Raw genomic sequence first — 23,474 nt, forward strand, 5'->3', positions numbered from 1 at the left:
TTGCAGCTTGAGGCTTACAGCTTGCCGCTAGCGACCGAAGGTAGCTCTATGACCGACTTTCAGAACATCCAGCTGGAAAAAGACCCGCGCGGCGTCGCCACCCTATGGCTGAACCGCCCGGACAAGAACAACGCCTTCAACGCCCAGACCATCGCCGAGCTGATCCGGGCGCTGGACCAGGTGGCCGACGATGCCGAGGTGCGCCTGCTGGTGCTGCGCGGCCGCGGCAGGCACTTCTGCGGCGGCGCCGACCTGGCCTGGATGCAGGAGGCGGTGCAGCTCGACTACCAGGGCAACCTCGCCGACGCCCAGCAACTGGCCGAACTGCTGAACAACCTGCACCTGCTGAAGAAGCCGACCCTGGCCGTAGTCCAGGGCGCGGCCTTCGGCGGCGGCGTGGGCCTGGTGGCCTGCTGCGACATGGCCCTGGGCAGCGAGCAGGCGCAGTTCTGCCTGTCCGAGGTGCGCATCGGGCTGATCCCGGCGACCATCGGCCCCTTCGTGACCAAGGCCATCGGCCAGCGCGCGGCCACCCGCTACGCCCTCACCGCCGAGCGCTTCGACGGTGCGCGCGCCCGCGAGCTGGGCCTGCTGGACGAGTGCTACGCCGCCGAGGAACTGGAGGAGAAGGTCGAGGCCTGGGTCGCCAACCTGCTGTGCAATTCCCCTTGCGCCCTAATGGCTTGCAAGGCGCTGTTCCAGGAGATCGGCAGCGGAGAATTGAGCCCCAACCTGCGCCGCTACACCGAGGCCGCCATCGCCCGCATCCGCATCAGCCCCGAAGGCCAGGAAGGGCTGCACGCCTTCCTCGAAAAGCGCAAGCCAGCCTGGCAGGGAGGCAACTGATGAATCATCGCACCCGTAGGATGGCGTTGAGCGCAGCGAAACCCATCGCCACCCCATCCGCCCATTCGCACCAGGAGCCCCGCCCATGACCATCACGACCCTACTGGTGGCCAACCGCGGCGAGATCGCCTGCCGGGTGATGCGCACCGCCAAGGCCCTGGGCCTGACCACCGTGGCCGTGCACAGCGCCACCGACCGCCACGCCCGCCACGTCGAAGAGGCGGACATCGCCATCGACCTGGGCGGCGCCAAGCCGGCCGAATCCTACCTGCGCGCCGACGCCGTGCTGGCTGCGGCCAAGGCCGCCGGCGCCCAGGCCATCCACCCCGGCTACGGCTTCCTCTCGGAGAACGCCGGCTTCGCCCGCGCCTGCGAAGAGGCCGGGCTGGTGTTCCTCGGCCCGCCGGCCAGCGCCATCGACGCCATGGGCAGCAAGTCCGCGGCCAAGGCGCTGATGGAAGACGCCGGCGTGCCGCTGGTGCCCGGCTACCACGGCGAGGCCCAGGACTACCCGACCTTCCAGCGCGAAGCCGCGCGCATCGGCTACCCGGTGCTGCTCAAGGCCGCCGCCGGCGGTGGCGGCAAGGGCATGAAGGTGGTGGAGCGCGAAAGCGAACTGGCCGAGGCCCTGGAATCCGCCCAGCGCGAGGCCCAGTCCGGCTTCGGCGACTCGCGCATGCTGGTGGAGAAATACCTGACCAAGCCGCGCCACGTGGAAATCCAGGTGTTCGCCGACCAGCACGGCAACTGCCTGTACCTCAACGAGCGCGACTGCTCGATCCAGCGCCGCCACCAGAAGGTGGTCGAGGAAGCCCCCGCCCCCGGCCTCTCGGTGGAACTGCGCCGCGGCATGGGCGAGGCCGCCGTGCGCGCCGCCCAGGCCATCGGCTACGTCGGCGCCGGCACCGTGGAATTCCTCTACGACGAAGGCAGCGGCCAGTTCTTCTTCATGGAAATGAACACCCGCCTGCAGGTGGAACACCCGGTCACCGAGGCCATCACCGGCCTCGACCTGGTGGCCTGGCAGATCCGCGTGGCCCGTGGCGAACCGCTGCCGATCAGCCAGGAGCAGGTGCCGCTGAACGGTCACGCCATCGAAGTGCGCCTCTACGCCGAGGACCCGGAAGGCGGCTTCCTGCCCGCCAGCGGCCACCTGGCGCTGTACCGCGAACCGCCGGCCGGCCCCGGCCGCCGGGTGGACAGCGGCATCCGCGAGGGCGACGACATCTCGCCGTTCTACGACCCCATGCTGGCCAAGCTGATCGCCTGGGGCGAGAACCGCGAGGAAGCCCGCCAGCGCCTGCTGTCGATGCTGAGCGAAACCGCCGTGGGCGGCTTCAAGACCAACCTGGCGTTCCTCCGCCGCGTGCTGGCCCACCCGGCCTTCGCCGCCGCCGAACTGGACACCGGCTTCATCGCCCGCCACCAGGAACAACTGCTGCCGGCGCCCGGCGAACTGCCGGCGCAGTTCTGGCAACTGGCCGGCGAGGCCTGGGCGCAAAGCGAAGCCGAGCGCGTGCGCAACGACGACGCCCACTCCCCGTGGAGCGCCCGCGACGGCTGGCGCAGCGGCCTGTCGGGGGAAACCGACCTGCACCTGCTGGCCAAGGGCGAATCCCAGGTGGTGCGCCTGCGCCATGCCGATGGCGTGCGCGGCGCGACGCTCAAGGGCGAATGGCTGGAAGTGGACCTCGACGGCCTGCGCCGCCGCCACCTGGCCCTGCGCCAGGGCGACAGCCTGTATCTGGAGTGGCAGGGCGAGTTGGTGCAGGTGCGCCGCTACGACGCCATCGCCGAAGCCGAGGCCGCCCACGCCCACCACGGCGGCCTGGGCGCGCCGATGAACGGCAGCATCGTGCGCATCCTGGTCCAGCCCGGCCAGGCGGTGGAAGCCGGCGCCGCCCTGGTGGTGCTGGAAGCCATGAAGATGGAACACAGCATTCGCGCGCCGCACGCCGGCGTGGTGAAATCGCTGTATTGCAGCGAAGGCGAGCTGGTGGCCGAGGGTACGGCGCTGGTCGAGTTGGAAGAAACCCCGGCATAAAGCCCCCGCCCGGCTCTTCGTAGGAGCGAGCTTGCTCGCGAACGCATTGCACCATGAACGTCCGGTGCGAAGCGGGTTCGCGAGCAAGCTCGCTCCTACAAGAGCAACTGCCCTTCGCCTGAACCTCAAGAGGACAACCCCATGCCCCTGCCCCAACACGTCCGCCTGGTCGAAGTCGGCCCGCGCGACGGCCTGCAGAACGAGAAACAGCCCATCAGCGTCGCCGACAAGGTGCGCCTGGTGGACGACCTGAGCGCCGCCGGCCTGGCCTACGTCGAAGTCGGCAGCTTCGTCTCGCCCAAGTGGGTGCCGCAGATGGCCGGCTCGGCCGAAGTCTTCGCCGGCATCCAGCAGAAGCCCGGCGTCACCTACGCCGCCCTGGCGCCCAACCTCAAGGGCTTTGAGGCCGCGCTGGAGGCTGGGGTGAAGGAAGTGGCGGTATTCGCCGCCGCCTCCGAGGCCTTCTCGCAGAAGAACATCAACTGCTCGATCAAGGAGAGCCTGGCACGCTTCGTGCCGGTGATGGACGCCGCCCGCGAGCACGGCATCCGCGTGCGCGGCTACGTGTCCTGCGTGCTCGGCTGCCCCTACCAGGGTGAGGTGGACGTGCAGCAGGTCGCCGCCGTGGCCGCCGAGCTGGACGCCATGGGCTGCTACGAAGTGTCCCTGGGCGACACCATCGGCGTCGGCACCGCCGGCGCCACCCGCGCCATGTTCGAAACGGTCGGCGCCCGCGTGCCGCGCGAACGCCTGGCCGGGCACTTCCACGACACCTACGGCCAGGCCCTGGCGAACATCTACGCCAGCCTGCTGGAAGGCATCGCGGTGTTCGACAGCTCGGTCGCCGGCCTCGGCGGCTGCCCCTACGCCAAGGGCGCCACCGGCAACGTCGCCACCGAGGACGTGCTCTACCTGCTAAACGGCCTGGGCATCCACACCGGCATCGACCTCGAAGCCCTGATCGCCGCCGGCCAGCGCATCTGCGCGGTGCTCGGCAAGGAAAACGGCTCCCGCGTGGCCCGCGCCCGCCTGGCCAAGGCCTGATCCCGCGCCGCTATTGCTCGGTCATGGCGATGGGTATCGCTTCGCTCAACCCATCCTACGATGGCGTCTCTCCTGTAGCGTGGGGCGCATGACGCCTCCGGCATATCAGGATGACTCCGGATTCGCCGCCCGCGCCGAACGGCCCCCTCTCCCTCTGGGAGAGGGCTGGGGTGAGGGTTGCGGACTTCGCCGACACTCCCCTGCCAACCCTGCACTCCGCTCCCCCTCCCTAACCCTCCCCCGCAAGCGGGAGAGGGGACCGTTCGGCGTGAAGCGGAACCTGGAAGCTCCCTGAATCCATGTACGCAAACGGCCCGCCAAAAGCCCACCACCCGGTAGCAGAAAATCCCCCATCGATTGATACGGATAATGCAACAGGGTTTATCACTGGCCGTGATAATAAGAATGCTCCCGTTCGATTAGCGACTTAGACGCCTGGAACGCAGACTCCGCCCATTACAGAAAAAATGCCGGAGTCTTCCCCATGGAGCGTTCACTCAAACCCTTGCGTATCCCCCTGGCACTGGCCGCCGTCCTGGTGCTCAGCGCCTGCGGCAAGCCCCAGGAAGCCGCGCAGAACATGCCCGCGCCCAAGGTCAGCGTCGCCGAGGTCATCGAACAGCCGGTCAACGAGTGGGACGAGTTCACCGGCCGCCTGGAGGCGCCCGAATCCGTCGAGCTGCGCCCGCGCGTCTCCGGCTACATCGACAAGGTGACCTTCCGCGAAGGCGCCCTGGTGAAGAAAGGCGACCTGCTGTTCCAGATCGACCCGCGCCCCTTCCAGGCCGAGGTCCATCGCCTTGAGGCCCAACTGGCACAGGCCCGCGCCAACCAGGTGCGCACCGCCAACGAAGCCGCCCGCGGCGACCGCCTGCGCGCCACCAACGCCATCTCCGCCGAGCTGGCCGACGCCCGCAGCGCCGCCGCGACCGAGGCCCGCGCCCAGGTCGCGGCGACCCAGGCCGAGTTGGACAACGCGCGCCTGAACCTGTCGTTCACCCAGATCACCGCGCCCATCGACGGCCGCGTCTCGCGCGCCGAAGTCACCGCCGGCAACCTGGTCAACTCCGGGCAGAGCCTGCTCACCACCCTGGTCTCCACCGACAAGGTCTACGCCTACTTCGACGCCGACGAACGCGTCTACCTGAAGTACGTGGCCATGGCCCGCGCCGGCGGCCCGGACGCCCGCGGCAGCACCCCGGTGTACCTCGGGCTGACCGGCGAGGACGGCTTCCCGCACCTGGGCCGCCTGGACTTCCTCGACAACCAGGTCAACCCCAAGACCGGCACCATCCGCGGCCGCGCGGTGTTCGACAACAAGGACGGCCTCTACACCCCCGGCCTCTATGCGCGCATCAAGCTGGTCGGTTCCAGTACCTACGACGCCGCGCTGATCAAGGACGAAGCGGTCGGCACCGACCTGGGCAAGAAGTTCGTGCTGGTGGTCGGCGCCGACAGGAAGGTGGCCTACCGCGCCATCGAGCTGGGGCCGAAGCTGGAAGGCCTGCGCATCGTCCGCAGCGGCCTGGCCAAGGGCGACCGCATCGTGGTCAACGGCCTGCAGCGCGTGCGCCCCGGCGCCGAGGTGGATGCCCAGGGCGTGCCCATGGCCAGCCCGGACACCCTCGCCGCCCTCGCCCGCTCGCGCCAGGCGGTGGAAGACAGCGAGCCGCCGAAGGTCGCCGAGCAGTCGCCGGGCAAGCCCAGCCGCATCTGACGACGACCCGCCCCTGAGCGGGGCACATCGACAACGCAGTACCCGGCCCTGGCCCCACCCAGGGCCGCGGGTGACCTTTTGCCCAGGGTTTAGCGCCCCGCGCGCCAGGAACGAACCATGAACTTCTCGCAATTCTTCGTGCAGCGGCCGATCTTCGCCGCCGTGCTCTCGCTGATCATCCTGATTGGCGGGGCCATCTCGCTGTTCCAGTTGCCGATCAGCGAATACCCCGAAGTGGTGCCGCCCACCGTGGTGGTGCGCGCCACCTTCCCCGGCGCCAACCCCAAGGTGATCGGCGAGACCGTCGCAGCTCCCCTGGAGCAGGCTATCACCGGCGTCGAGAACATGCTCTACATGTCCTCGCAGTCCACAGCCGACGGCAAGATGACGCTGACCATCACCTTCGCCCTGGGCACCGATCTGGACAACGCCCAGGTGCAGGTGCAGAACCGCGTGACGCGCACCGAGCCGAAGCTGCCCGAAGAGGTCACCCACATCGGCATCACCGTCGACAAGGCCTCGCCCGACCTGACCATGGTCGTGCACCTGACCTCGCCGGACAACCGCTACGACATGCTCTACCTGTCCAACTACGCCATCCTCAACATCAAGGACGAGCTGGCGCGCCTGGACGGCGTGGGCGACGTGCAGCTGTTCGGCATGGGCGACTACTCGCTGCGCGTGTGGCTGGACCCGAACAAGGTGGCCTCGCGCAACCTGACCGCCACCGACGTGGTCAACGCCATCCGCGAGCAGAACCGCCAGGTCGCCGCCGGCGCCCTGGGCGCGCCGCCCGCACCCAGCGCCACCAGCTTCCAGCTGTCGATCAACACCCAGGGCCGCCTGGTCAGCGAGGAAGAGTTCGAGAACATCATCATCCGCAGCGGCCCGGACGGCGAGATCACCCGCCTGAAGGACATCGCGCGCATCGAACTGGGCTCCAGCCAGTACGCCCTGCGCTCGCTGCTGGACAACCAGCCGGCGGTGGCCATCCCGATCTTCCAGCGCCCCGGCTCCAACGCCATCGCCATCTCCAACGAGGTGCGCGCGAAGATGGCCGAGCTGAAGAAGGAGTTCCCCCAGGGCGTGGACTACTCCATCGTCTATGACCCGACCATCTTCGTCCGCGGCTCCATCGAAGCGGTGGTGCACACCCTGTTCGAAGCGCTGATCCTGGTGGTGCTGGTGGTGGTGCTGTTCCTGCAGACCTGGCGCGCCTCGATCATCCCGCTGGCCGCCGTGCCGGTGTCGCTGATCGGCACCTTCGCGGTGATGCACGCCTTCGGCTTCTCGCTCAACGCGCTGTCGCTGTTCGGCCTGGTGCTGGCCATCGGCATCGTGGTCGACGACGCCATCGTGGTGGTGGAGAACGTCGAGCGGAACATCGGCCTCGGGTTGACGCCCATCGAGGCCACCAAGCGCGCCATGAAGGAAGTGACCGGGCCGATCATCGCCACCGCCCTGGTGCTGTGCGCGGTGTTCGTGCCGACCGCGTTCATCTCCGGCCTCACCGGGCAGTTCTACCGGCAGTTCGCGCTGACCATCGCGATCTCCACGGTGATCTCGGCGTTCAACTCGCTGACCCTGTCGCCGGCCCTGGCCGCCGTGCTGCTCAAGGGCCACCACGAGCCCAAGGACCGCTTCTCGCTGATCCTCGACAAGCTGCTGGGCAGCTGGCTGTTCCGCCCGTTCAACCGCTTCTTCGACCGCGCCAGCCATGGCTACGTCGGCACCGTCACCCGCGTGCTGCGCGGCAGCTCCATCGCCCTGCTGATCTACGCCGGATTGATCGCCCTCACCTACCTGGGCTTCTCCAGCACCCCGACCGGCTTCGTGCCGCAGCAGGACAAGCAGTACCTGGTGGCTTTCGCCCAGTTGCCCGACGCGGCCACGCTGGACCGCACCGAGGCGGTGATCAAGCGCATGTCGGAAATCGCCGGCAAGCACCCGGGCATCGAGCACACCGTGTCCTTCCCGGGCCTGTCGATCAACGGCTTCACCAACAGCCCGAACAGCGGCATCGTCTTCACTCCGCTGAAGGACTTCGACCAGCGCAAGGGCCCGGGCATGTCCGCCGGCGAGATCGCCGCCGAGCTGAACAAACAGTTCGCCGACATCCAGGACGCCTACATCGCCATCTTCCCGCCGCCGCCGGTACAGGGGCTGGGGACCATCGGCGGCTTCCGCGTGCAGGTCGAGGACCGCGGCAGCCTGGGCTACGAGGAGCTCTACACGCAGACCCAGAACATCCTCGCCAAGGCCCGCGCGCTGCCCGAGCTGGACCCCATGTCGGTGTTCACCAGCTACCAGGTGAACGTGCCGCAGGTGGACGCCGCCATCGACCGCGAGAAGGCCAAGACCCACGGCGTGGCCATCAGCGACATCTTCGACACCCTGCAGGTGTACCTGGGCTCGCTGTACGCCAACGACTTCAACCGCTTCGGCCGCACCTACCAGGTCAACGTCCAGGCCGACCAGAACTTCCGCCTGGACCCGGAACAGATCGGCCAGCTGAAGGTGCGCAACAACCTCGGTGAAATGGTCCCCCTGGCCACCTTCATCAAGATCAGCGACACCGCCGGCCCCGACCGGGTGATGCACTACAACGGCTTCATCACCGCCGAGATCAACGGCGCCGCGGCGCCCGGCTACAGCTCCGGCCAGGCCGAGGCGGCGATGGAGAAACTGCTCAAGCAGGAACTGCCCAACGGCATGACCTACGAGTGGACCGACCTGACCTACCAGCAGATCCTCGCCGGCAACACCGCGGCCTTCGTCTTCCCGCTCTGCGTGCTGCTGGCCTTCCTGGTGCTGGCCGCGCTGTACGAGAGCTGGGGCCTGCCGCTGGCGGTGATCCTGATCGTGCCGATGACCCTGCTGTCGGCCATCGGCGGGGTGATAGTCGCCGGCGGCGACAACAACATCTTCACCCAGATCGGCCTGATCGTGCTGGTGGGCCTGGCGTGCAAGAACGCCATCCTCATCGTCGAGTTCGCCAAGGACAAGCAGGAAGAAGGCATGGACCGCGTCAGCGCCGTGCTGGAAGCCTGCCGCCTGCGCCTGCGGCCGATCCTGATGACCTCCATCGCCTTCATCATGGGCGTGGTGCCGCTGGTGCTGTCCACCGGCGCCGGCGCCGAGATGCGCCACGCGATGGGCGTCGCGGTGTTCTCCGGGATGCTCGGGGTGACCTTCTTCGGCCTGCTGCTGACGCCGGTGTTCTACGTCCTCATCCGCCGCTTCATGGAAGCCCGCGAAGCGAAGAAACAAGCCCGCCTGACCCACGAGGCCAGCCACGCATGAACCTGAAACACTTCGCCCCGGCGCTGCTGGCCCTGAGCCTCAGCGCCTGCATGGTCGGCCCCGACTACAAGCAGCCGGACACCGCGCCGGCCAAGCTCGAAACCGGCGCGGCAGCCTTCGACCGCAGCCGCTTCGAGGACGCCTGGTGGAAACAGTTCGACGACCCGGTGCTGAGCCAGCTGGTCGACCAGGCTCTGCAGGAAAACCGCGAGCTGCGCGTGGCCTACGACCGCGTGCTGGCCTCGCGGGCGATCCGCGACGACGTCTCCAACGACCGCTTCCCCACCGTGACCAGCCGCGTCTCCTCGGAGGTCGGCAAGGGCCAGGTGCCCGGGCAGACCGAGGACCGCGTCAACCAGGAACGCTACGATCTGGGCCTGGACATGATCTGGGAAGTCGACCTGTTCGGCCGCGTGCGCCGCGAGCTGGAATCGGCCGACGCCCAGAGCCAGGCGGCCCAGGCCGACCTGCAGCAGTTGCAGGTCAGCCTGGTCGCCGAACTGGCCGACGCCTACGGGCAACTGCGCGGCGCGCAGTTGAGGGAAGGTATCGCCCGCGACAACCTGAAGAACCAGCGCGAATCCCGCGACCTGACCATTCAGCTGCGCGACAACGGCGTGGGCAACGAACTGGACGTGCAGCGTGCCGAAGCGCGCCTGGCCGCCACCGAGGCGACCCTGCCGCAACTGCAGGCCGAGGAAGTGCGCCAGCGCAACCGCATCGCCACCCTCCTCGGCCAGCGCCCGGACCAGCTCAGCGTGGACCTCTCGCCCAAGCAACTGCCGGCCATCGCCAAGGCCCTGCCGATCGGCGACCCGGGCGACCTGCTGCGCCGCCGCGCCGACGTCGCCGCCGCCGAACGCCGCCTGGCCGCAGCCACGGCGGACGTCGGCGTGGCCACCGCCGACCTGTTCCCGCGGGTGAGCCTCGGCGGCTTCCTCGGCTACACCGCCGGGCGCGGCTCGCAGATAGGCTGCGGCGCGGCCCGCGCCTGGGGCGTGGCGCCGACCATCAGCTGGGCCGCCTTCGACCTGGGCAGCGTGCGCGCCCGCCTGCGCGCCTCCAAGGCCGACGCCGACGCCGCGCTCGCCAGCTACGAGCAGCAGGTGCTGCTGGCCCTGGAAGAGTCCTCCAACGCCTTCAGCGACTACGGCAAACGCCAGCAACGCATGCTGGTGCTGGTGCGCCAGTCCGAGGCCAGCCGCAAGGCCGCCGAACTGGCCGGCGTGCAATACCGCGAAGGCACCCTGGACTTCCTCAACCTGCTGGACGCCGAACGCGAACAACTGGCCGCCGAAGACGCCCAGGCCCTGGCCGAAGTCGACGTGTACCGCGGCATAGTCGCCATCTACAAGGCCCTGGGCGGCGGCTGGCAACCCCGGGCCTGACAGGTTCCTCCCTGGCCACTCTCCGGCCACTTGGCCCCGCGACGCACGCTGCTGATCGCGGGGCTTTTTTATGCCCGCTGCGCCGAAGCGCTTTTCGTAGGATGGGTTGAGCTTGCGAAACCCATCGGACCATGGTGATGGGTATCGCTTCGCTCAACCCATCCTACGACAGCATGTCTCCTGCACCTGTAGGAGCGAGCTTGCTCGCGAACGGAGTTTCCCGGTTGTGCCGGAGCATCGGGCTGACTCCGCCTCTTGAGCCCCTCCCACCCCCACCGGCAAGATAGTCCCCCGCCCGCCGCCCCCGGAGCTCCCCCATGACCGACACCCGCCAGCTGTTCAGCCAGCAGGCCGACGCCTACCGCGCCGGTCGCCCGACCTACGATCCGGCGTTCTTCGCCTGGCTGGCGCAGGAGGCGCCCTCCACCGACCGGGCCTGGGATTGCGGCTGCGGCTCCGGCCAGGCCAGCCTCGACCTGGCCCGGCATTTCCAGCAGGTGGTGGCCACCGACATCAACGCAAAACAGCTGGAACAGGCCCCCCGCGAGGCCAACATCGACTACCGCTGCGAACCGGCGGAAAACACCTCGCTGCAGCCGGCCAGCGTCGACCTCACCCTGGTGGCCCAGGCCCTGCACTGGTTCGACGTCGAGCGCTTCTATGCCGAGGTGCGCCGCGTGTCGCGCCCCGGCGCGCTGCTGGCGGTGGTCTCCTACAACCTGCTGAACATCGACGAGCGCCTGGACGCGCTGATCCGCCATCTCTACCACGACCTGGTCGGCCCCTACTGGGCGCCGGAACGCAAGCATGTGGAGACCGGCTACGAAACCATCCCCTTCCCCTTCGAGCGCGTGGAGACGCCACCCTTCGCCCTGGAGGCGCAGTGGAGTTTCCAGCGCCTGGTCGACTACCTGTACAGCTGGTCGGCGGTGGCCAGCTACCGCCAGGCCACCGGCCAGGACCCGGTCGAGGCGCTGCGCGGGGAGTTGCAGGCGGCCTGGGGCGAGGTGGAAACGCGCCAGGTGAGCTGGCCGCTGACCATCAGGCTGGGCAGAGTATAAGGCGCAGGCTTCCCGTAGGAGCGAGCTTGCTCGCGAACGGATTATCCGGCTGCACCGGGGTTGGGGCGGTTCGCGAGCAAGTCGCGGCGATGGGTATCGCTTCGCTCAATCCATCCTACGGGGAGCCAGCCGGGCCATGGTTTCCGCCGTGCGAAGAGCAGGCGGGTTCGCGCTTCGCCCGTGGCATCTCGATGCCGTGCTGCTTCACCCGCCGGTACAGCGTCGCCCGCGAGATGCCCAGGGCCTGGGCCGCGGGGCCCGGCTGCCAGCGGTGGCGCACCAGGGCGTCGAGCAGGGCCTGGCGTTCCGGGCTGGCCGGGGACTCGTGCAACGGTTGGGCGGCCGCGCCGCGCAGTTCCTCGGGCAGGTCTTCCAGGCGGATGCTTTCGCCGGGGCAGATGGCGCAGGCGTAGCGCAGCACGTGGCGCAGCTGGCGCACGTTGCCCGGCCAGCGGTAGCCCAGCAGGCGTTCCAGCGCCGCGTCGCCCAGGCCCAGGCGCAGCCCGCAGCGCGTGGCTTCCTCGTCGAGGAGGCGGTTGATCAGCGCCAGCTTGTCGCTGCGCTCGCGCAGCGGCGGCAGTTCGAAGCGCGCGCCGCTGAGGCGGAAGTACAGGTCCTCGCGAAATTCGCCGGCGGCCACCAGGGCGGCCAGGTCGCGGTGGCTGGCGCAGATCACCTGGATGTCCACCGCCTGCCGCCGCGCCGCGCCCAGCGGCGCCACCTCGCCCTCGGCCAGCACCCGCAGCAGGCGCGTCTGCAGGGCCAGGGGCATGTCGCCGATCTCGTCGAGGAACAGGGTGCCGCCATCGGCCTGTTGCAGCAGGCCGCGCATGCCCTTGCGCTCGGCGCCGGTGAAGGCGCCGGCGACGTAGCCGAACAGTTCGCTCTCGATCAGGCTTTCGGGAATGGCCGCGCAGTTCAGCGCGACGAAGGGCTTGTCGCGCCGCGCGCTGGCCTCGTGCAGCTGGCGGGCGAAGACTTCCTTGCCGGCGCCGGTCTCGCCGTGGACCAGCACCGGCAGGTTGCGGTCCTTCACCCGCACCGCCAGGCGCAGGCTTTCCGCCACCCGCGGGTCGAGCCGGGCGGGGTCGCTGGCCGGCATGGCCACGCTGACCGCGCGCTTCGGCGCGCTCAGGCGCACGTGCAGGCCGTGCTCGGCCACGTGGCGCGGGCTTTCGTCGGCGGCGGCGCGCAGCAGGTCGAGGTCGAAGACTTCGCCGATGTGCTGCGGCAGTTGCCCGTAGCGCGTCTGCAGGTAGCGCCGCGCCGCCGGGTTCAGCGCCTGCAGGTGGCCGTCGGCGTCCCAGGCGAACAGGTAGTCCGGCTGGCTGTCGACGTAGCCCGGCGCCGCGTGCGCGCGCAGCACCCACTGGCCGCGGGTGCTGTGCATGAAGAAGGCGTTTTCGATCTGCCGCGCGCTCTGCACCGTCATCTGGCGGATCAGGTGTTGGCTGCGGCGGTCGTCGGGGGATTCCACGGCGGAGACGTCGAGCACCCCGAGCAGTTCGCCCCAGGGGTCGAACACCGGCGCCGCCGAGCAGGTCAGGCCGATGAAGGCGGCGCGGAAGTGGTCGCGCTTGTGCACCGTCACCGGCACGCCGTTGGTCAGCACCGCGGCCACCCCGCAGGTGCCCTCCTCGCCTTCCGACCAGCAGGTGCCCAGGTACAGCCCGGCGCGCCGGCAGTCGCCGCGGATGGCCGATTCCACGCGGTAGTCGATGGTGCGGCCCTGGGCGTCGGTGAGCAGCACGCAGTAGTCGGCGTCGCGCACCTGGCCGTGCAGGCGCGAGACTTCCTCGCCGGCGATGCGCAGGAAGCTCTCGGCGCGCTCGCGGCACTCCCTGAGCACGCTCTGGCTGAGGATGCGCGGGCCCTGCAGCGAACCCGGGTCGAGGTGGTGCTGCTCCATCGAACGCCGCCAGGAGTCGAGGATCAGGTTCGGCACCGGCGGCTCGGGCAGGCGCTCGGCGTGGCGCAGCACGCGGCTGACGCAGTCCACGTGGGCTTTCGAGTAGGCAGGCAGCATGGGGCCTCCGCGGCTCGTATCGTTGTTCTTGTGCCGGTCATTTAAGCCCCGCCCCGGCCGCCGGACAAGCGCCGCGGACGGCCGGCGCCCGGGTGAGACGCTGCGTCTCAGCGTCTCGCCAAAGCACCGTGCAGGCTGACATGGCGCGTCTCAACCGGAGCCCGACGGGGTGTTCTGGCAACGCTGAACGACGCGCTCTACGACGGCTATCCCCGCCTTCCAGGCCGCCTCCTGGCACCACCCTTGCTCCAGTCCTGGCGACACCGGGACGCCGTCCCGCACCCCACAACAACAACCAGAGGTGCGTCATGTCCATTACTGCCCCTTCGCAATTTTCCCTGGCCGGCAAGGTCGCCCTGGTCACCGGCGGCGGCCGCGGCATCGGCCTGGGCATCGCCCGCAGCCTGGCGCTGGCCGGCGCCGAGCTGGTGATCGCCGACCTCGATGCGGCCCAGGCCGAGGAAGGCGCCGCCCAGGTCCGCGCCCTCGGCGGCCAGGCCCTGGCGCTGACCGTGGACGTCGGCGAGCCGCAGAGCGTGCGCGCCCTGCTCGGCGAGATCGAACGCCAGCGCGGGCGCCTCGACGTGGCGGTGAACAACGCCGGGATCATCAGCATCCACAAGGTCGCCGAGCTGAGCGTCGAGGACTGGGACCGGGTGATGAACGTCAACGCCCGCGGCGTGTTCCTCTGCTGCCAGGCCGAGCTGGTGTTGATGCGCGCGCAGCGCTGCGGGCGGATCATCAACGTGGCCTCCATCGCCGGCAAGGTCGGCTTCCCGGACCTGGCCCACTACAGCGCCTCGAAGTTCGCCGTGGTCGGCTTCAGCAACGCCCTGGCCAAGGAGGTGGCGCGCGAGGGCATCACCGTCAACGCGCTGTGCCCGGGCATCGTCGGCACCGGCATGTGGCGCGGCGAGCAGGGCCTGTCCGGGCGCTGGGCGCAGCCGGGCGAGAGCGAGGCGCAGTCCTGGGAACGCCACCAGGCCAGCCTGCTGCCCCAGGGCGAGGCGCAGACCGTGGAAGACATGGGCCAGCTCGCCGTGTACCTGGCCTGCGCGCCCCACGTCACCGGCCAGGCCATCGCCGTCGACGGCGGCTTCTCGCTGTGAGCGCGGCCCTGCCCCTGCGCGTAGGCATCATCGCCAACCCGGCCTCGGGCCGCGACCTGCGCCGACTGACCGCCAATGCCGGGCTCTATTCCAGCACCGACAAGGCCGCGGTGGTGCAGCGCCTGCTGGGGGCCTTCGGCGCCACCGGCATCGACGAAGTGCTGATGCCGCCGGACATGACCGGCATCGCCGCCACCGTGCTCAAGGCCAGCGCCGGCCGCCACGCCCGCGACAGCCACTGGCCGCGCCTGGAATTCCTCGACATGCCGCTGCGCCAGAGCGTGGAGGACACCCGCCGGGCCGCGCGGATGCTGGCCGAGCGCGGCGTGGCCCTGGTCGCCGTGCTCGGCGGCGACGGCACGCACAAGGCGGTGGCCGCGGAGGTTGGCGACATCCCCCTGCTCTGTCTGTCCACCGGCACCAACAACGCCTTCCCGGAGCTGCGCGAGGCGACCGGCGCCGGGCTGGCCGGCGGGCTCTACGCCAGCGGGCGCATCCCGGCGGAGGTCGCCCTGCGCCGCAACAAGCGCCTGCGGGTGCGGCTGCCGGCGCGAAGCATCGACGAGATCGCCCTGGTGGAAGTGGCGGTTTCGCCGCTGACCTTCACCGGCGCCCGGGCCATCAGCCGCGCCGAGGACCTGGCGGAAATCTACGCCGCCTTCGCCGAGCCCCACGCCATCGGCCTGTCGTCGCTGTGCGGACTGTGGAACCCGGTGCCGCGGCGCTGCCCGCGCGGCAGCTGGCTGCGCCTGGGCCCGCAGGCCGGCGAGGCGCTGCTGGCGCCGCTGGCCCCCGGCTTGCTGCAGGCCTGCGGCATCGTCGCCAGCGGCAGCCTGGAGCCCGGCGTGCCGCGCCTGCCGCTGCTTTGCGCCGGCACCCTGGCCCTGGACGGCGAACGCGAGATCGAATTCGCCGCCGCCGAGCGCCCCAGCATCACCCTCGAACTCGACGGCCCGCTGAGCATCGACGTCGAGGCCGCCCTGGCCTTCGCCGCCTGCCATCGCCTGCTGGCCGTTCCTGGCAAGCCCGTGAACCACCCTGGAGAACAACAAGATGTCCACGCTATCGACTGAGCAACTGCTGCATGCCTACCGCGTGATGCGCACCATCCGCGCCTTCGAGGAACGCCTGCACGTGGAGTTCGCCACCGGCGAGATTCCCGGCTTCGTGCACCTGTACGCCGGCGAGGAGGCCTCCGCCGCCGGGGTCATGGCGCACCTGGACGACGAGGACTGCATCGCCTCCACCCACCGCGGCCACGGCCACTGCATCGCCAAGGGCGTGGACGTGTACGGGATGATGGCCGAGATCTACGGCAAGAAGACCGGCGTCTGCCAGGGCAAGGGCGGCTCGATGCACATCGCCGACCTGTCCAAGGGCATGCTCGGCGCCAACGGCATCGTCGGCGCCGGCGCGCCCCTGGCGGCGGGCGCGGCGCTGGCCGCCAAGCTCAAGGGCAACCGCGCGGTGGCGGTGGCCTTCTTCGGCGACGGCGGCTCCAACGAGGGCGCGGTGTTCGAGGCCATGAACCTGGCCTCGGTGTGGAACCTGCCGTGCATCTTCGTCGCCGAGAACAACGGCTACGCCGAGGCCACGGCGTCGAACTGGTCGGTGGCCTGCGACCATATCGCCGACCGCGCCGCCGGCTTCGGCATGCCTGGGGTGACGGTGGACGGCTTCGACTTCTTCGCCGTGCACGAGGCCGCCGGCGCCGCCGTGGAGCGCGCCCGCGCCGGCGAGGGCCCGTCGCTGATCGAGGTGAAGCTGACGCGCTACTACGGCCACTTCGAAGGCGACGCCCAGACCTACCGCGCGCCCGACGAGGTCAAGCACTACCGCGAGACACGCGACTGCCTGATGCAGTTCCGCGAGCGCACCACCCGCGCCGGCCTGCTGCAGGCCAGCGCCCTGGACGCCATAGACGCGGAAGTCGAGGCCGGCATCGAGGAAGCCGTGGTGCGCGCCAAGGCCGATCCCAAGCCCTCGCCCGCCGACCTGCTGAGCGACGTGTACGTCGCCTATCCCTGACATCCCGCGCCGAGCGCGCCTCCCGCGAGCGCGGGGGCCCAGCGACCCGGCCCGACAAGAACAACTAGAGGAGAGCCATCATGGCCAGAAAGATCAGCTACCAGCAGGCCATCAACGAAGCCCTGGCCCAGGAAATGCGCCGCGACCAGAGCGTGTTCATCATGGGCGAGGACAATGCCGGCGGCGCCGGCGCGCCGGGCGAGGACGACGCCTGGGGCGGCGTGCTCGGCGTCACCAAGGGCCTCTACCACCAGTTCCCCGGCCGCGTGCTGGACACCCCGCTGTCGGAGATCGGCTACGTCGGCGCCGCGGTGGGCGCCGCAACCCGCGGCCTGCGCCCGGTGTGCGAGCTGATGTTCGTCGACTTCGCCGGCTGCTGCCTGGACCAGATCCTCAACCAGGCCGCCAAGTTCCGCTACATGTTCGGCGGCAAGGCGGTGACCCCGCTGGTGATCCGCACCATGGTCGGCGCCGGCCTGCGCGCCGCCGCCCAGCACTCGCAGATGCTCACCGCGCTGTGGACGCACATCCCCGGGCTGAAGGTGGTCTGCCCGTCCTCGCCGTACGACGCCAAGGGCCTGCTGATCCAGGCCATCCGCGACAACGACCCGGTGATCTTCTGCGAGCACAAGCTGCTCTACTCGATGCAGGGCGAGGTGCCGGAGGAGCTGTACACCGTGCCCTTCGGCGAGGCCAACTTCCTGCGCGACGGCGACGACGTGACCCTGGTGACCTACGGGCGCATGGTCCACCTGGCCATGGATGCCGCCGCCAGCCTGGCGCGCCAGGGCGTGTCCTGCGAGGTGCTGGACCTGCGCACCACCAGCCCGCTGGATAGCGACAGCATCCTCGAAAGCGTGGAGAAGACCGGGCGCCTGGTGGTGATCGACGAAGCCAACCCGCGCTGCTCGCTGGCCACCGACATTGCCGCATTGGTCGCCGAGCAAGCCTTCGACGCCCTCAAGGGGCCGATCCGCCAGGTCACCGCTCCGCATACGCCGGTGCCCTTCTCCGACGCCCTGGAAGACCTGTACATCCCCAGTGCGGCGAAGATCGAGGCCACGGTGCTGGAGCTGGTGCAAGGGAGGAAGGTGGCATGAGCCGTATCCATACCCTGACCATGCCCAAGTGGGGCCTGTCGATGACCGAGGGCCGCATCGACGCCTGGCTCAAGCAGGACGGCGACGCCATCGAGAAAGGCGACGCGGTGCTGGACGTGGAGACCGACAAGATCAGCAGCAGCGTCGAGGCGCCCTTCTCCGGCGTGCTGCGGCGCCAGGTGGCGCGCGAGGACGATACGCTGCCGGTGGGCGCGCTGCTCGGCGTGGTGGTCGAGGGCGAGGCCAGCGAGGCGGAGATCGACGAAGTGGTCGAGCGCTTCCAGGCCGAGTTCGTCCCCGGCGGCGACGGCGAGGCCGACAGCGGCCCGGCGCCGCAGAAGGTCGAGCTGGACGGCCGCGTGCTGCGCTACTTCGAGCGCGGCGAAGGCGACGTGCCGCTGCTGCTGATCCACGGCTTCGGCGGCGACCTGAACAACTGGCTGTTCAACCACGAGGCGCTCGCCGCCGGGCGCCGGGTGATCGCCCTCGACCTGCCGGGTCATGGCGAGTCGGGCAAGGCGCTTGCGAGCGGCGACCTGGATGAGCTGAGCGGCGCGGTGCTGGCCCTGCTCGACCATCTGGACATTGATCTGGTGCACCTGGCCGGGCACTCCATGGGCGGCGCCGTGGCGCTGAACACCGCGCGCCTGGCGCCCCGGCGGGTACGCTCGCTGAGCCTGCTGGCCAGTGCAGGGCTGGGGGCGGAGATCAACGGGGCCTACCTGCAGGGCTTCGTCGAGGCCGGTAACCGCAACGCCCTCAAGCCGCAGCTGGTGCAGTTGTTCTCCGACGCCGCGCTGGTGAACCGGCAGATGCTGGAGGACATGCTCAAGTACAAGCGCCTGGAAGGCGTGGACGCGGCGTTGCGCCAGCTGGCCGGCAAGCTATTCGCCGACGGCCGCCAGCAGGTCGACCTGCGCGGCGTGCTGGAAGCCGGCGAGCACCCGGCGCTGGTGATCTGGGGCGAGGTCGACGCGATCATCCCGGCCAGCCACGCCCAGGGCCTGAGCGCCGAAGTCCACGTGCTGCCGGAGCAGGCGCACATGCTGCAGATGGAGGCGGCGGAAGCGGTGAATGCGTTGCTGATGGATTTCCTCGGGCGTCACTGAGCCGGGAACCTCTGACCTTGGGCCGCGATGGCGGCCCGGCCCTGGCGCCAGGCTGGGGCTTTTTTTTGGTTCTTCGCGGAGTCTGGGGAAAGAGCGGATTGACAGTCAGGGAAGCGGGTAGATTGGCAGTCGCCAAACGAACCAACCCCCACCCCCTGCTGTCGCCGTGCATCCTATTGATCTTGCTGCTTTCTGGCCAGGCTACGAAGTCATCGCCTGCCACCCATCTGCCGACAGCACCCTGCTGATCGAGCTCAAGCCTCACGCCAGCGCTGTCCCCAAATGCGGGCGCTGCGGTCAGGCCAGTCCATTAATCCACGAACGGCGGATTCGCCGGGTGCGTGATCGCGATCTGTTCGACCAGCGCGTCCTGCTCCAACTGCCGGTGCGCCGCGTCGACTGCCTGCGCTGTGGTCGGGTGACCGAGCGGATCGACTGGCTGGAGCCAGCGTCGCGCTTGACCCAGCGCTTGCGCATCTGGCTCGAGGCTTTGCTGCAATTACTGCCCATCAGTCACGTCAGTCGCCTCGTCGGTCTGCATTGGCACACGCTCAAGCAGCTCGACAAACGTCGTCTAGAGGCCGCAGTCGGTGCTTTCGAGCCGGGTGACGTTCGCCGTCTGGTGATGGACGAGTTCGCTCTTCACAAAGGACATCGTTACGCCACCGTGATCATGGATGCGCAGCGGACACGCGTGCTGTGGGTCGGGCATGGCAACAGCCGCGAGGCGATTCAGCCGTTCTTCGAACTGCTCGGTGAGCGCTGCCAGCAAATCGAGGCCGTGGCGATGGACATGAACACCGCCTTCGATCTGGAAGTAAAACAGCATTGCCCCCGTGCCGAAGTGGTCTACGACCTATTCCACGTGGTGGCTCGCTATGGCCGGGAGGTGATCGACCGCATCCGTGTCGATCAGGCCAACGCGCTACGCCAGGACAAAGCGGCACGCAAGGTAATCAAGCAGAGTCGTTGGTTGCTGCTGCGCAATCGCGAAAACCTCAAGGATCAGCAAGCCGTGCAGTTGCAGGAAATCCTCGAGGCCAACCAGCCACTGGCCACGGTCTACGTGCTCAAGGATACGCTCAAGGAAATCTGGTACGCCCCCAGCGTGCGGGAGGGTTGGCGCCGCTGGCGGGACTGGTTGCGCCACGCCAGGGACAGTGGCCTGGCCCCGCTGCAACGCTTCGCTCGCAATCTGCGCAAATACGTCCGAGGCATCCTGGCCAGCGCTCGCTTCCCCATGCACACCAGCCTGCTGGAAGGGGTAAACAACCGCATCAAGGTGATCAAGCGCATGGCCTATGGCTTCAGGGACTCCGCCTACTTTTTCCTGAAAATCAAGGCCGCCTTCCCCGGGAAAGCGCGATGAACCTTTTTTTTGGGGGGTGCTCGGGTGGGGGGTTTGGGTGTTTGCTGCGGGTCCGCAACCCTCACCCCAGCCCTCTCCCAGAGGGAGAGGGGGCCGTTCGTGCCGAGAAAGAACTTGGTGTCAGCCGGCAACTCGGTACAAGCCGGCTAACGCGGAAATATCAGCGCACTCCAAAGCGCCGAGGCTGCCGGCTAACGCCATAACATCAAACCCTGCCCAACGGTCCCCTCTCCCTTCAGGGAGAGGGTTAGGGAGAGGGGCTCTTAAGCAGGCTCAGTCCGTGCCGATGCTGGAGCCGTGCCTCATTGAGGTTTCAGCTCAGGTTGGTTTTTTTGTGTGGGGTGCCCAGGTAGGGACTTGGGTGCTTGCCGCAAATCCGCAACCCTCTCCCCAGCCCTCTCCCTGAAGGGAGAGGGGGCTTGTCCGTGCCGAGAAAGGATTTGGTGTCAGCCGGCAATCTCTGTGCTAGCCGGCTAACTCGGAAATATCAGCGCACTCCAAACCGCCGAGGCTGCCGGCTAACGCCATAACATCAAACCCTGCCCAACGGCCCCCTCTCCCTCTGGGAGAGGGCTGGGGTGAGGGTTGCGGACTCCCCCTCAAAGCGCATCGTGAAAGATGACACCCAATGTAAACCGCTCCCCCCACAACAACCGGCTGACCCCATGGCGCATGCTCACCCGATAGTCCCCACGCGCCCCCCGCACCGGCCGCTGGGAGACGGCGAACACCACGGCATCACCCTGGCACAACGGCACCACCTCCACCCGCGACTGCATGCGCGGGCGCTGTTCGGTGAGGACGAACTCGCCGCCGCCGAACTCCTCGCCCGGCTGCGACAGCAGGATGGCGACCTGCAGCGGGAAGGCCAGTTCGCCGTACAGGTCCTGGTGTAGGCAGTTGTAGTCGCCCTCGCCGTAGCGCAGCAGCAGCGGTGTGGGGCGTAGCTGGCCGGCGGCGTGGCAGCGTTCGAGGAATTCGGCGTGCTGCGGCGGGTATTCCGGCGCCAGGCCCAGGCGGCGTTGCCAGGCGTTGGCGATGTTCGCCAGGGACGGATAGAAGGCCTCGCGCAGCGTCTGCAGCGGCGCCGGCAAGGGATAGGCGAAGTAGCGGTACTCGCCCAGGCCGAAGCCGTGGCGGGCCATGACCACCCGGCTGCGGAAGGGTTCGTCGCGGGCGTACTGGGCGCGCAGCCATTGGCATTGACGCGGGTCGAGCAGCCCGGGGACCAGGGCGTGGCCGCCGGCGTCCAGGCGCGCGGCCAGCGCTGGCCAGTCCAGGGCGGCGATGCGCTCGGCGAGTGGGGTCATGGGCGGGCTCCGCGGGGCGATGCCGCCAGTCTAGGCGAGCGGCCAGCCGCCCTGCGCCCCGATGCCGACTTTCAAACCCGGGGGATGGGTTCGCCTCCCGGCAACCTGTAGGAGCGGGCCCTGCCCGCGATTCGCGCGCAGGGCGCGCTCCTACAGGGGAATGGTGCGGGTGGCGCAGCGTAGCGGATCTTATCCGCGAATCGCGCCGATACCTCCGGCTATCGCGGACAAGGTCCGCTCCTACCGGGGGAGGACTACCGTGCCTGACCTGTAGGAGCGGGCCCTGCCCGCGATTTCGCGCGCAGGGCGCGCTCCTACAGGGGAATGGTGCGGGTGGCGCAGCGTAGCGGATCTTATCCGCGAATCGCGCCGATACCTCCGGCTATCGCGGACAAGGTCCGCTCCTACCCTACGGACGGGCACGGCCTCTCGCAGGATGGCGTTGAGCGCAGCGATACCCATCACCGTGGCCCGATGGGTATCGCAAGCTCAACCCATTCTACGAAAAGCGCCTCGGTGCGACGGCCTCTCAGTCGTCGTCGCCGGGGTGGTCCGCCAGGCCTTCCAGCTCGGCGCGCGCCACCGCGCGTTCGTCGAGTTTGCGGCGGGCCGCTTCGGGCAGGTCGGTGTAGCGGATCACCCCGCGCTCGACCAGCACGTTGACCACGTCTTCCAGCACGCGGATCACTTCCAGGTCGGACTGGCGCAGCAGGTCCAGCCGGCTGCGCACCTCGGTGCGCGCATCCAGCCACTGCCTGAGCTCGTCGCTCTGGTAGGCCAGCGTGCCGTTCATGCCTTCGAAGGGCTGGCTTTCCACTCTCAACAGATTTCCTTGCCCATCGCGTTGTACGTAAACCATGCGGATCGACCTAACCGTCATTGTCAAGGGTACGAACGGAGCCTTCCTGTCCGTCGTCTGCGAACTGGGACCGTCGATCGGCCCCAGGGTTCGGCGCAGCTTAACAAGCCCGGCTCAAGAAAGCAGGCTGACCACCGCGAAACGGCTCAGGTTGGCCTGGGCCACCACGGTCTGGGTCACCGCCGCGTAACTGGAGCCGCTGTCGCGCACCAGGTTGAATACCGACGCCGCGTAGTCCTGCGCCCATTGCTGCTCGTCGCGGTCGGCCTGGCGGGCGAGGAACTCGCGGATCTCGCCCTGGCGCTGGCGCAGCTGGTCGCGCAGGGTGCCGATGCGGTCCAGCGCGTCTATCACCTGGTCGAGCATCTGCCGCAGTTCGCGCTGGTCGCTGCCGGCCAGGCTCTGCGGCAGGTCCAGCAGGCGCTGCTCGCGGGTGCGGGCGGGGCTGGCGCGGTCCTTGGCGAAGCGCTTGCCCTCCCCCTGCACGTTGAGCTGGCCGCCCTGCTTGCGCCAGTCGGCCTCGGCCATGGAGAAGCTCAGCCTGCCGTCGGCGTCGAGTTCCGCGCGGATGCCGCTGGATGCCAGGCCGATGTTGAAGCTGCGCAGCAGCTGCTGGTCACTCATGGCGTCGTCCAGCACCACCACCCCGGGTTCGCCCTGGGCGCGGCCGGTCTGGAACAGCAGGGTCTCGCGGCCGCCTGCGCGGGCTTCGTCGAGGGTGGCCAGGCCGTCGATGGCGAAGCGGGTGCGCGCCGCTTCGTGCAGGTGCAGGTCGAGGTTGGCGTCCAGCCCGCCGGCGCTGCGTTCGCGGCGTTGCGCCAGCAGCTCGGCGGCCTGCTGCAGCGGCTGCTCCAGCTGCTTGCGGTTGCCGCCCTGGCCGCTGCCCAGTTCGCGGCCCAGGCTGAGCTTGAGCTGGTTGAGGCGGTCGGCCAGCTCGCCCAGGTAGCCCTCGGCGCTCTGCATGGCGCTGAGCTGCTGGTTGAGCTGGATGCTGAAGCCGGCAGCCTTGCCCACACTGCGCTCGCCAGCGCTGGCCGCGCTGCGCGCCGGCTTGCGCTGGCGCAGGGTGCGCTCGCCCACTGCCGCCGGCGCCTGGCGCGGCTGGCCGTCGATGGCGGCGACCGCCGGGAACGGGTTCTCGACCTTCATCGCGCCAGGGTC

At 69.2% G+C, this 23,474-nt stretch carries 17 protein-coding genes; 13 read left to right on the plus strand and 4 right to left on the minus strand.

The window, feature by feature from the left end; translation table 11 throughout:
- Positions 1 to 48 precede the first annotated feature (48 nt).
- From M8R19_RS02450 to M8R19_RS02480, 7 genes are all read left to right on the plus strand, one after another.
- Positions 49 to 846 (plus strand): gamma-carboxygeranoyl-CoA hydratase, encoded by a 798-nt coding sequence (locus M8R19_RS02450; protein ID WP_249916903.1) that lies wholly within the window; start codon positions 49 to 51, stop codon positions 844 to 846.
- Positions 847 to 931: 85 nt separating this feature from the next.
- Positions 932 to 2,890: an acetyl/propionyl/methylcrotonyl-CoA carboxylase subunit alpha gene (locus tag M8R19_RS02455; protein WP_249916904.1), complete on the plus strand. Its 1,959-nt coding sequence runs from the start codon at positions 932 to 934 to the stop codon at positions 2,888 to 2,890.
- Between the two features lie 141 nt (positions 2,891 to 3,031).
- Positions 3,032 to 3,934: a hydroxymethylglutaryl-CoA lyase gene (locus tag M8R19_RS02460; RefSeq protein ID WP_249916905.1), complete on the plus strand. Its 903-nt coding sequence runs from the start codon at positions 3,032 to 3,034 to the stop codon at positions 3,932 to 3,934.
- Between the two features lie 484 nt (positions 3,935 to 4,418).
- On the plus strand, positions 4,419 to 5,651 hold the full coding sequence (mexE, locus tag M8R19_RS02465) for a multidrug efflux RND transporter periplasmic adaptor subunit MexE (RefSeq protein ID WP_249916906.1): 1,233 nt from the start codon (positions 4,419 to 4,421) through the stop codon (positions 5,649 to 5,651).
- A 117-nt stretch (positions 5,652 to 5,768) separates the two neighbouring features.
- Positions 5,769 to 8,954: an efflux RND transporter permease subunit gene (locus tag M8R19_RS02470; protein WP_249916907.1), complete on the plus strand. Its 3,186-nt coding sequence runs from the start codon at positions 5,769 to 5,771 to the stop codon at positions 8,952 to 8,954.
- Positions 8,951 to 10,342, plus strand: coding sequence for an efflux transporter outer membrane subunit (locus M8R19_RS02475; protein ID WP_249916908.1), 1,392 nt, complete (start codon positions 8,951 to 8,953; stop codon positions 10,340 to 10,342). The genes M8R19_RS02470 and M8R19_RS02475 overlap by 4 nt, the downstream gene beginning before the upstream one ends.
- Positions 10,343 to 10,659: 317 nt before the next feature.
- Entirely contained in the window at positions 10,660 to 11,403 is a 744-nt protein-coding gene (locus tag M8R19_RS02480) for a class I SAM-dependent methyltransferase (protein ID WP_249916909.1), read from the plus strand.
- A 115-nt stretch (positions 11,404 to 11,518) separates the two neighbouring features.
- On the opposite strand, the gene M8R19_RS02485 is transcribed toward M8R19_RS02480, so the two are convergent.
- A complete protein-coding gene (locus tag M8R19_RS02485; RefSeq protein WP_249916910.1) occupies positions 11,519 to 13,429 on the minus strand; it encodes a sigma-54-dependent Fis family transcriptional regulator in 1,911 nt (636 codons plus the stop codon).
- A gap of 308 nt (positions 13,430 to 13,737) precedes the next feature.
- On the opposite strand from M8R19_RS02485, the gene M8R19_RS02490 reads away from it, so the two are divergent.
- From M8R19_RS02490 to M8R19_RS02515, 6 genes are all read left to right on the plus strand, one after another.
- Positions 13,738 to 14,538, plus strand: a complete 801-nt coding sequence (locus M8R19_RS02490; RefSeq protein ID WP_249916911.1) for an SDR family NAD(P)-dependent oxidoreductase — start codon at positions 13,738 to 13,740, stop codon at positions 14,536 to 14,538.
- Complete coding sequence (locus M8R19_RS02495; RefSeq protein ID WP_249916912.1) at positions 14,535 to 15,611, plus strand: ATP-NAD kinase family protein; 1,077 nt, start codon at positions 14,535 to 14,537, stop codon at positions 15,609 to 15,611. The genes M8R19_RS02490 and M8R19_RS02495 overlap by 4 nt, the downstream gene beginning before the upstream one ends.
- Positions 15,592 to 16,566: a thiamine pyrophosphate-dependent dehydrogenase E1 component subunit alpha gene (locus tag M8R19_RS02500; RefSeq protein ID WP_116423230.1), complete on the plus strand. Its 975-nt coding sequence runs from the start codon at positions 15,592 to 15,594 to the stop codon at positions 16,564 to 16,566. The genes M8R19_RS02495 and M8R19_RS02500 overlap by 20 nt, the downstream gene beginning before the upstream one ends.
- A gap of 80 nt (positions 16,567 to 16,646) precedes the next feature.
- Positions 16,647 to 17,666: an alpha-ketoacid dehydrogenase subunit beta gene (locus tag M8R19_RS02505; protein ID WP_074986174.1), complete on the plus strand. Its 1,020-nt coding sequence runs from the start codon at positions 16,647 to 16,649 to the stop codon at positions 17,664 to 17,666.
- Positions 17,663 to 18,775, plus strand: a complete 1,113-nt coding sequence (locus M8R19_RS02510; protein WP_249916913.1) for an acetoin dehydrogenase dihydrolipoyllysine-residue acetyltransferase subunit — start codon at positions 17,663 to 17,665, stop codon at positions 18,773 to 18,775. The genes M8R19_RS02505 and M8R19_RS02510 overlap by 4 nt, the downstream gene beginning before the upstream one ends.
- A 166-nt stretch (positions 18,776 to 18,941) precedes the next feature.
- The gene (locus M8R19_RS02515) at positions 18,942 to 20,144 is read left to right on the plus strand and encodes an ISL3 family transposase (RefSeq protein ID WP_249916914.1); all 1,203 of its coding nucleotides are present in this window, start codon (positions 18,942 to 18,944) and stop codon (positions 20,142 to 20,144) included.
- A 599-nt stretch (positions 20,145 to 20,743) separates the two neighbouring features.
- Here the strand turns inward: M8R19_RS02515 and M8R19_RS02520 are convergent.
- From M8R19_RS02520 to M8R19_RS02530, 3 genes are all read right to left on the minus strand, one after another.
- Positions 20,744 to 21,454 (minus strand): 2OG-Fe(II) oxygenase, encoded by a 711-nt coding sequence (locus M8R19_RS02520; RefSeq protein WP_249916915.1) that lies wholly within the window; start codon positions 21,452 to 21,454, stop codon positions 20,744 to 20,746.
- A 529-nt stretch (positions 21,455 to 21,983) separates the two neighbouring features.
- Positions 21,984 to 22,313: a tryptophan synthase subunit beta gene (locus M8R19_RS02525; protein ID WP_074986169.1), complete on the minus strand. Its 330-nt coding sequence runs from the start codon at positions 22,311 to 22,313 to the stop codon at positions 21,984 to 21,986.
- Positions 22,314 to 22,427: 114 nt separating this feature from the next.
- Positions 22,428 to 23,462, minus strand: coding sequence for a hypothetical protein (locus M8R19_RS02530; protein ID WP_249916916.1), 1,035 nt, complete (start codon positions 23,460 to 23,462; stop codon positions 22,428 to 22,430).
- Positions 23,463 to 23,474 lie beyond the last annotated feature (12 nt).

This window comes from Pseudomonas sp. R3.Fl (assembly GCF_023516765.1).
Classification (GTDB): domain Bacteria; phylum Pseudomonadota; class Gammaproteobacteria; order Pseudomonadales; family Pseudomonadaceae; genus Pseudomonas; species Pseudomonas citronellolis.

Bases quoted from the DNA above. Each gene is read 5' to 3' on its own strand.
- M8R19_RS02450 (WP_249916903.1), top strand. From the start codon at position 49: ATGACCGACTTTCAGAACATCCAGCTGGAAAAAGACCCGCGCGGCGTC.
- M8R19_RS02455 (WP_249916904.1), top strand. From the start codon at position 932: ATGACCATCACGACCCTACTGGTGGCCAACCGCGGCGAGATCGCCTGC.
- M8R19_RS02460 (WP_249916905.1), top strand. From the start codon at position 3,032: ATGCCCCTGCCCCAACACGTCCGCCTGGTCGAAGTCGGCCCGCGCGAC.
- mexE (WP_249916906.1), top strand. From the start codon at position 4,419: ATGGAGCGTTCACTCAAACCCTTGCGTATCCCCCTGGCACTGGCCGCC.
- M8R19_RS02470 (WP_249916907.1), top strand. From the start codon at position 5,769: ATGAACTTCTCGCAATTCTTCGTGCAGCGGCCGATCTTCGCCGCCGTG.
- M8R19_RS02475 (WP_249916908.1), top strand. From the start codon at position 8,951: ATGAACCTGAAACACTTCGCCCCGGCGCTGCTGGCCCTGAGCCTCAGC.
- M8R19_RS02480 (WP_249916909.1), top strand. From the start codon at position 10,660: ATGACCGACACCCGCCAGCTGTTCAGCCAGCAGGCCGACGCCTACCGC.
- M8R19_RS02485 (WP_249916910.1), bottom strand. From the start codon at position 13,429: ATGCTGCCTGCCTACTCGAAAGCCCACGTGGACTGCGTCAGCCGCGTG.
- M8R19_RS02490 (WP_249916911.1), top strand. From the start codon at position 13,738: ATGTCCATTACTGCCCCTTCGCAATTTTCCCTGGCCGGCAAGGTCGCC.
- M8R19_RS02500 (WP_116423230.1), top strand. From the start codon at position 15,592: ATGTCCACGCTATCGACTGAGCAACTGCTGCATGCCTACCGCGTGATG.
- M8R19_RS02505 (WP_074986174.1), top strand. From the start codon at position 16,647: ATGGCCAGAAAGATCAGCTACCAGCAGGCCATCAACGAAGCCCTGGCC.
- M8R19_RS02510 (WP_249916913.1), top strand. From the start codon at position 17,663: ATGAGCCGTATCCATACCCTGACCATGCCCAAGTGGGGCCTGTCGATG.
- M8R19_RS02520 (WP_249916915.1), bottom strand. From the start codon at position 21,454: ATGACCCCACTCGCCGAGCGCATCGCCGCCCTGGACTGGCCAGCGCTG.
- M8R19_RS02525 (WP_074986169.1), bottom strand. From the start codon at position 22,313: ATGGTTTACGTACAACGCGATGGGCAAGGAAATCTGTTGAGAGTGGAA.
- M8R19_RS02530 (WP_249916916.1), bottom strand. From the start codon at position 23,462: ATGAAGGTCGAGAACCCGTTCCCGGCGGTCGCCGCCATCGACGGCCAG.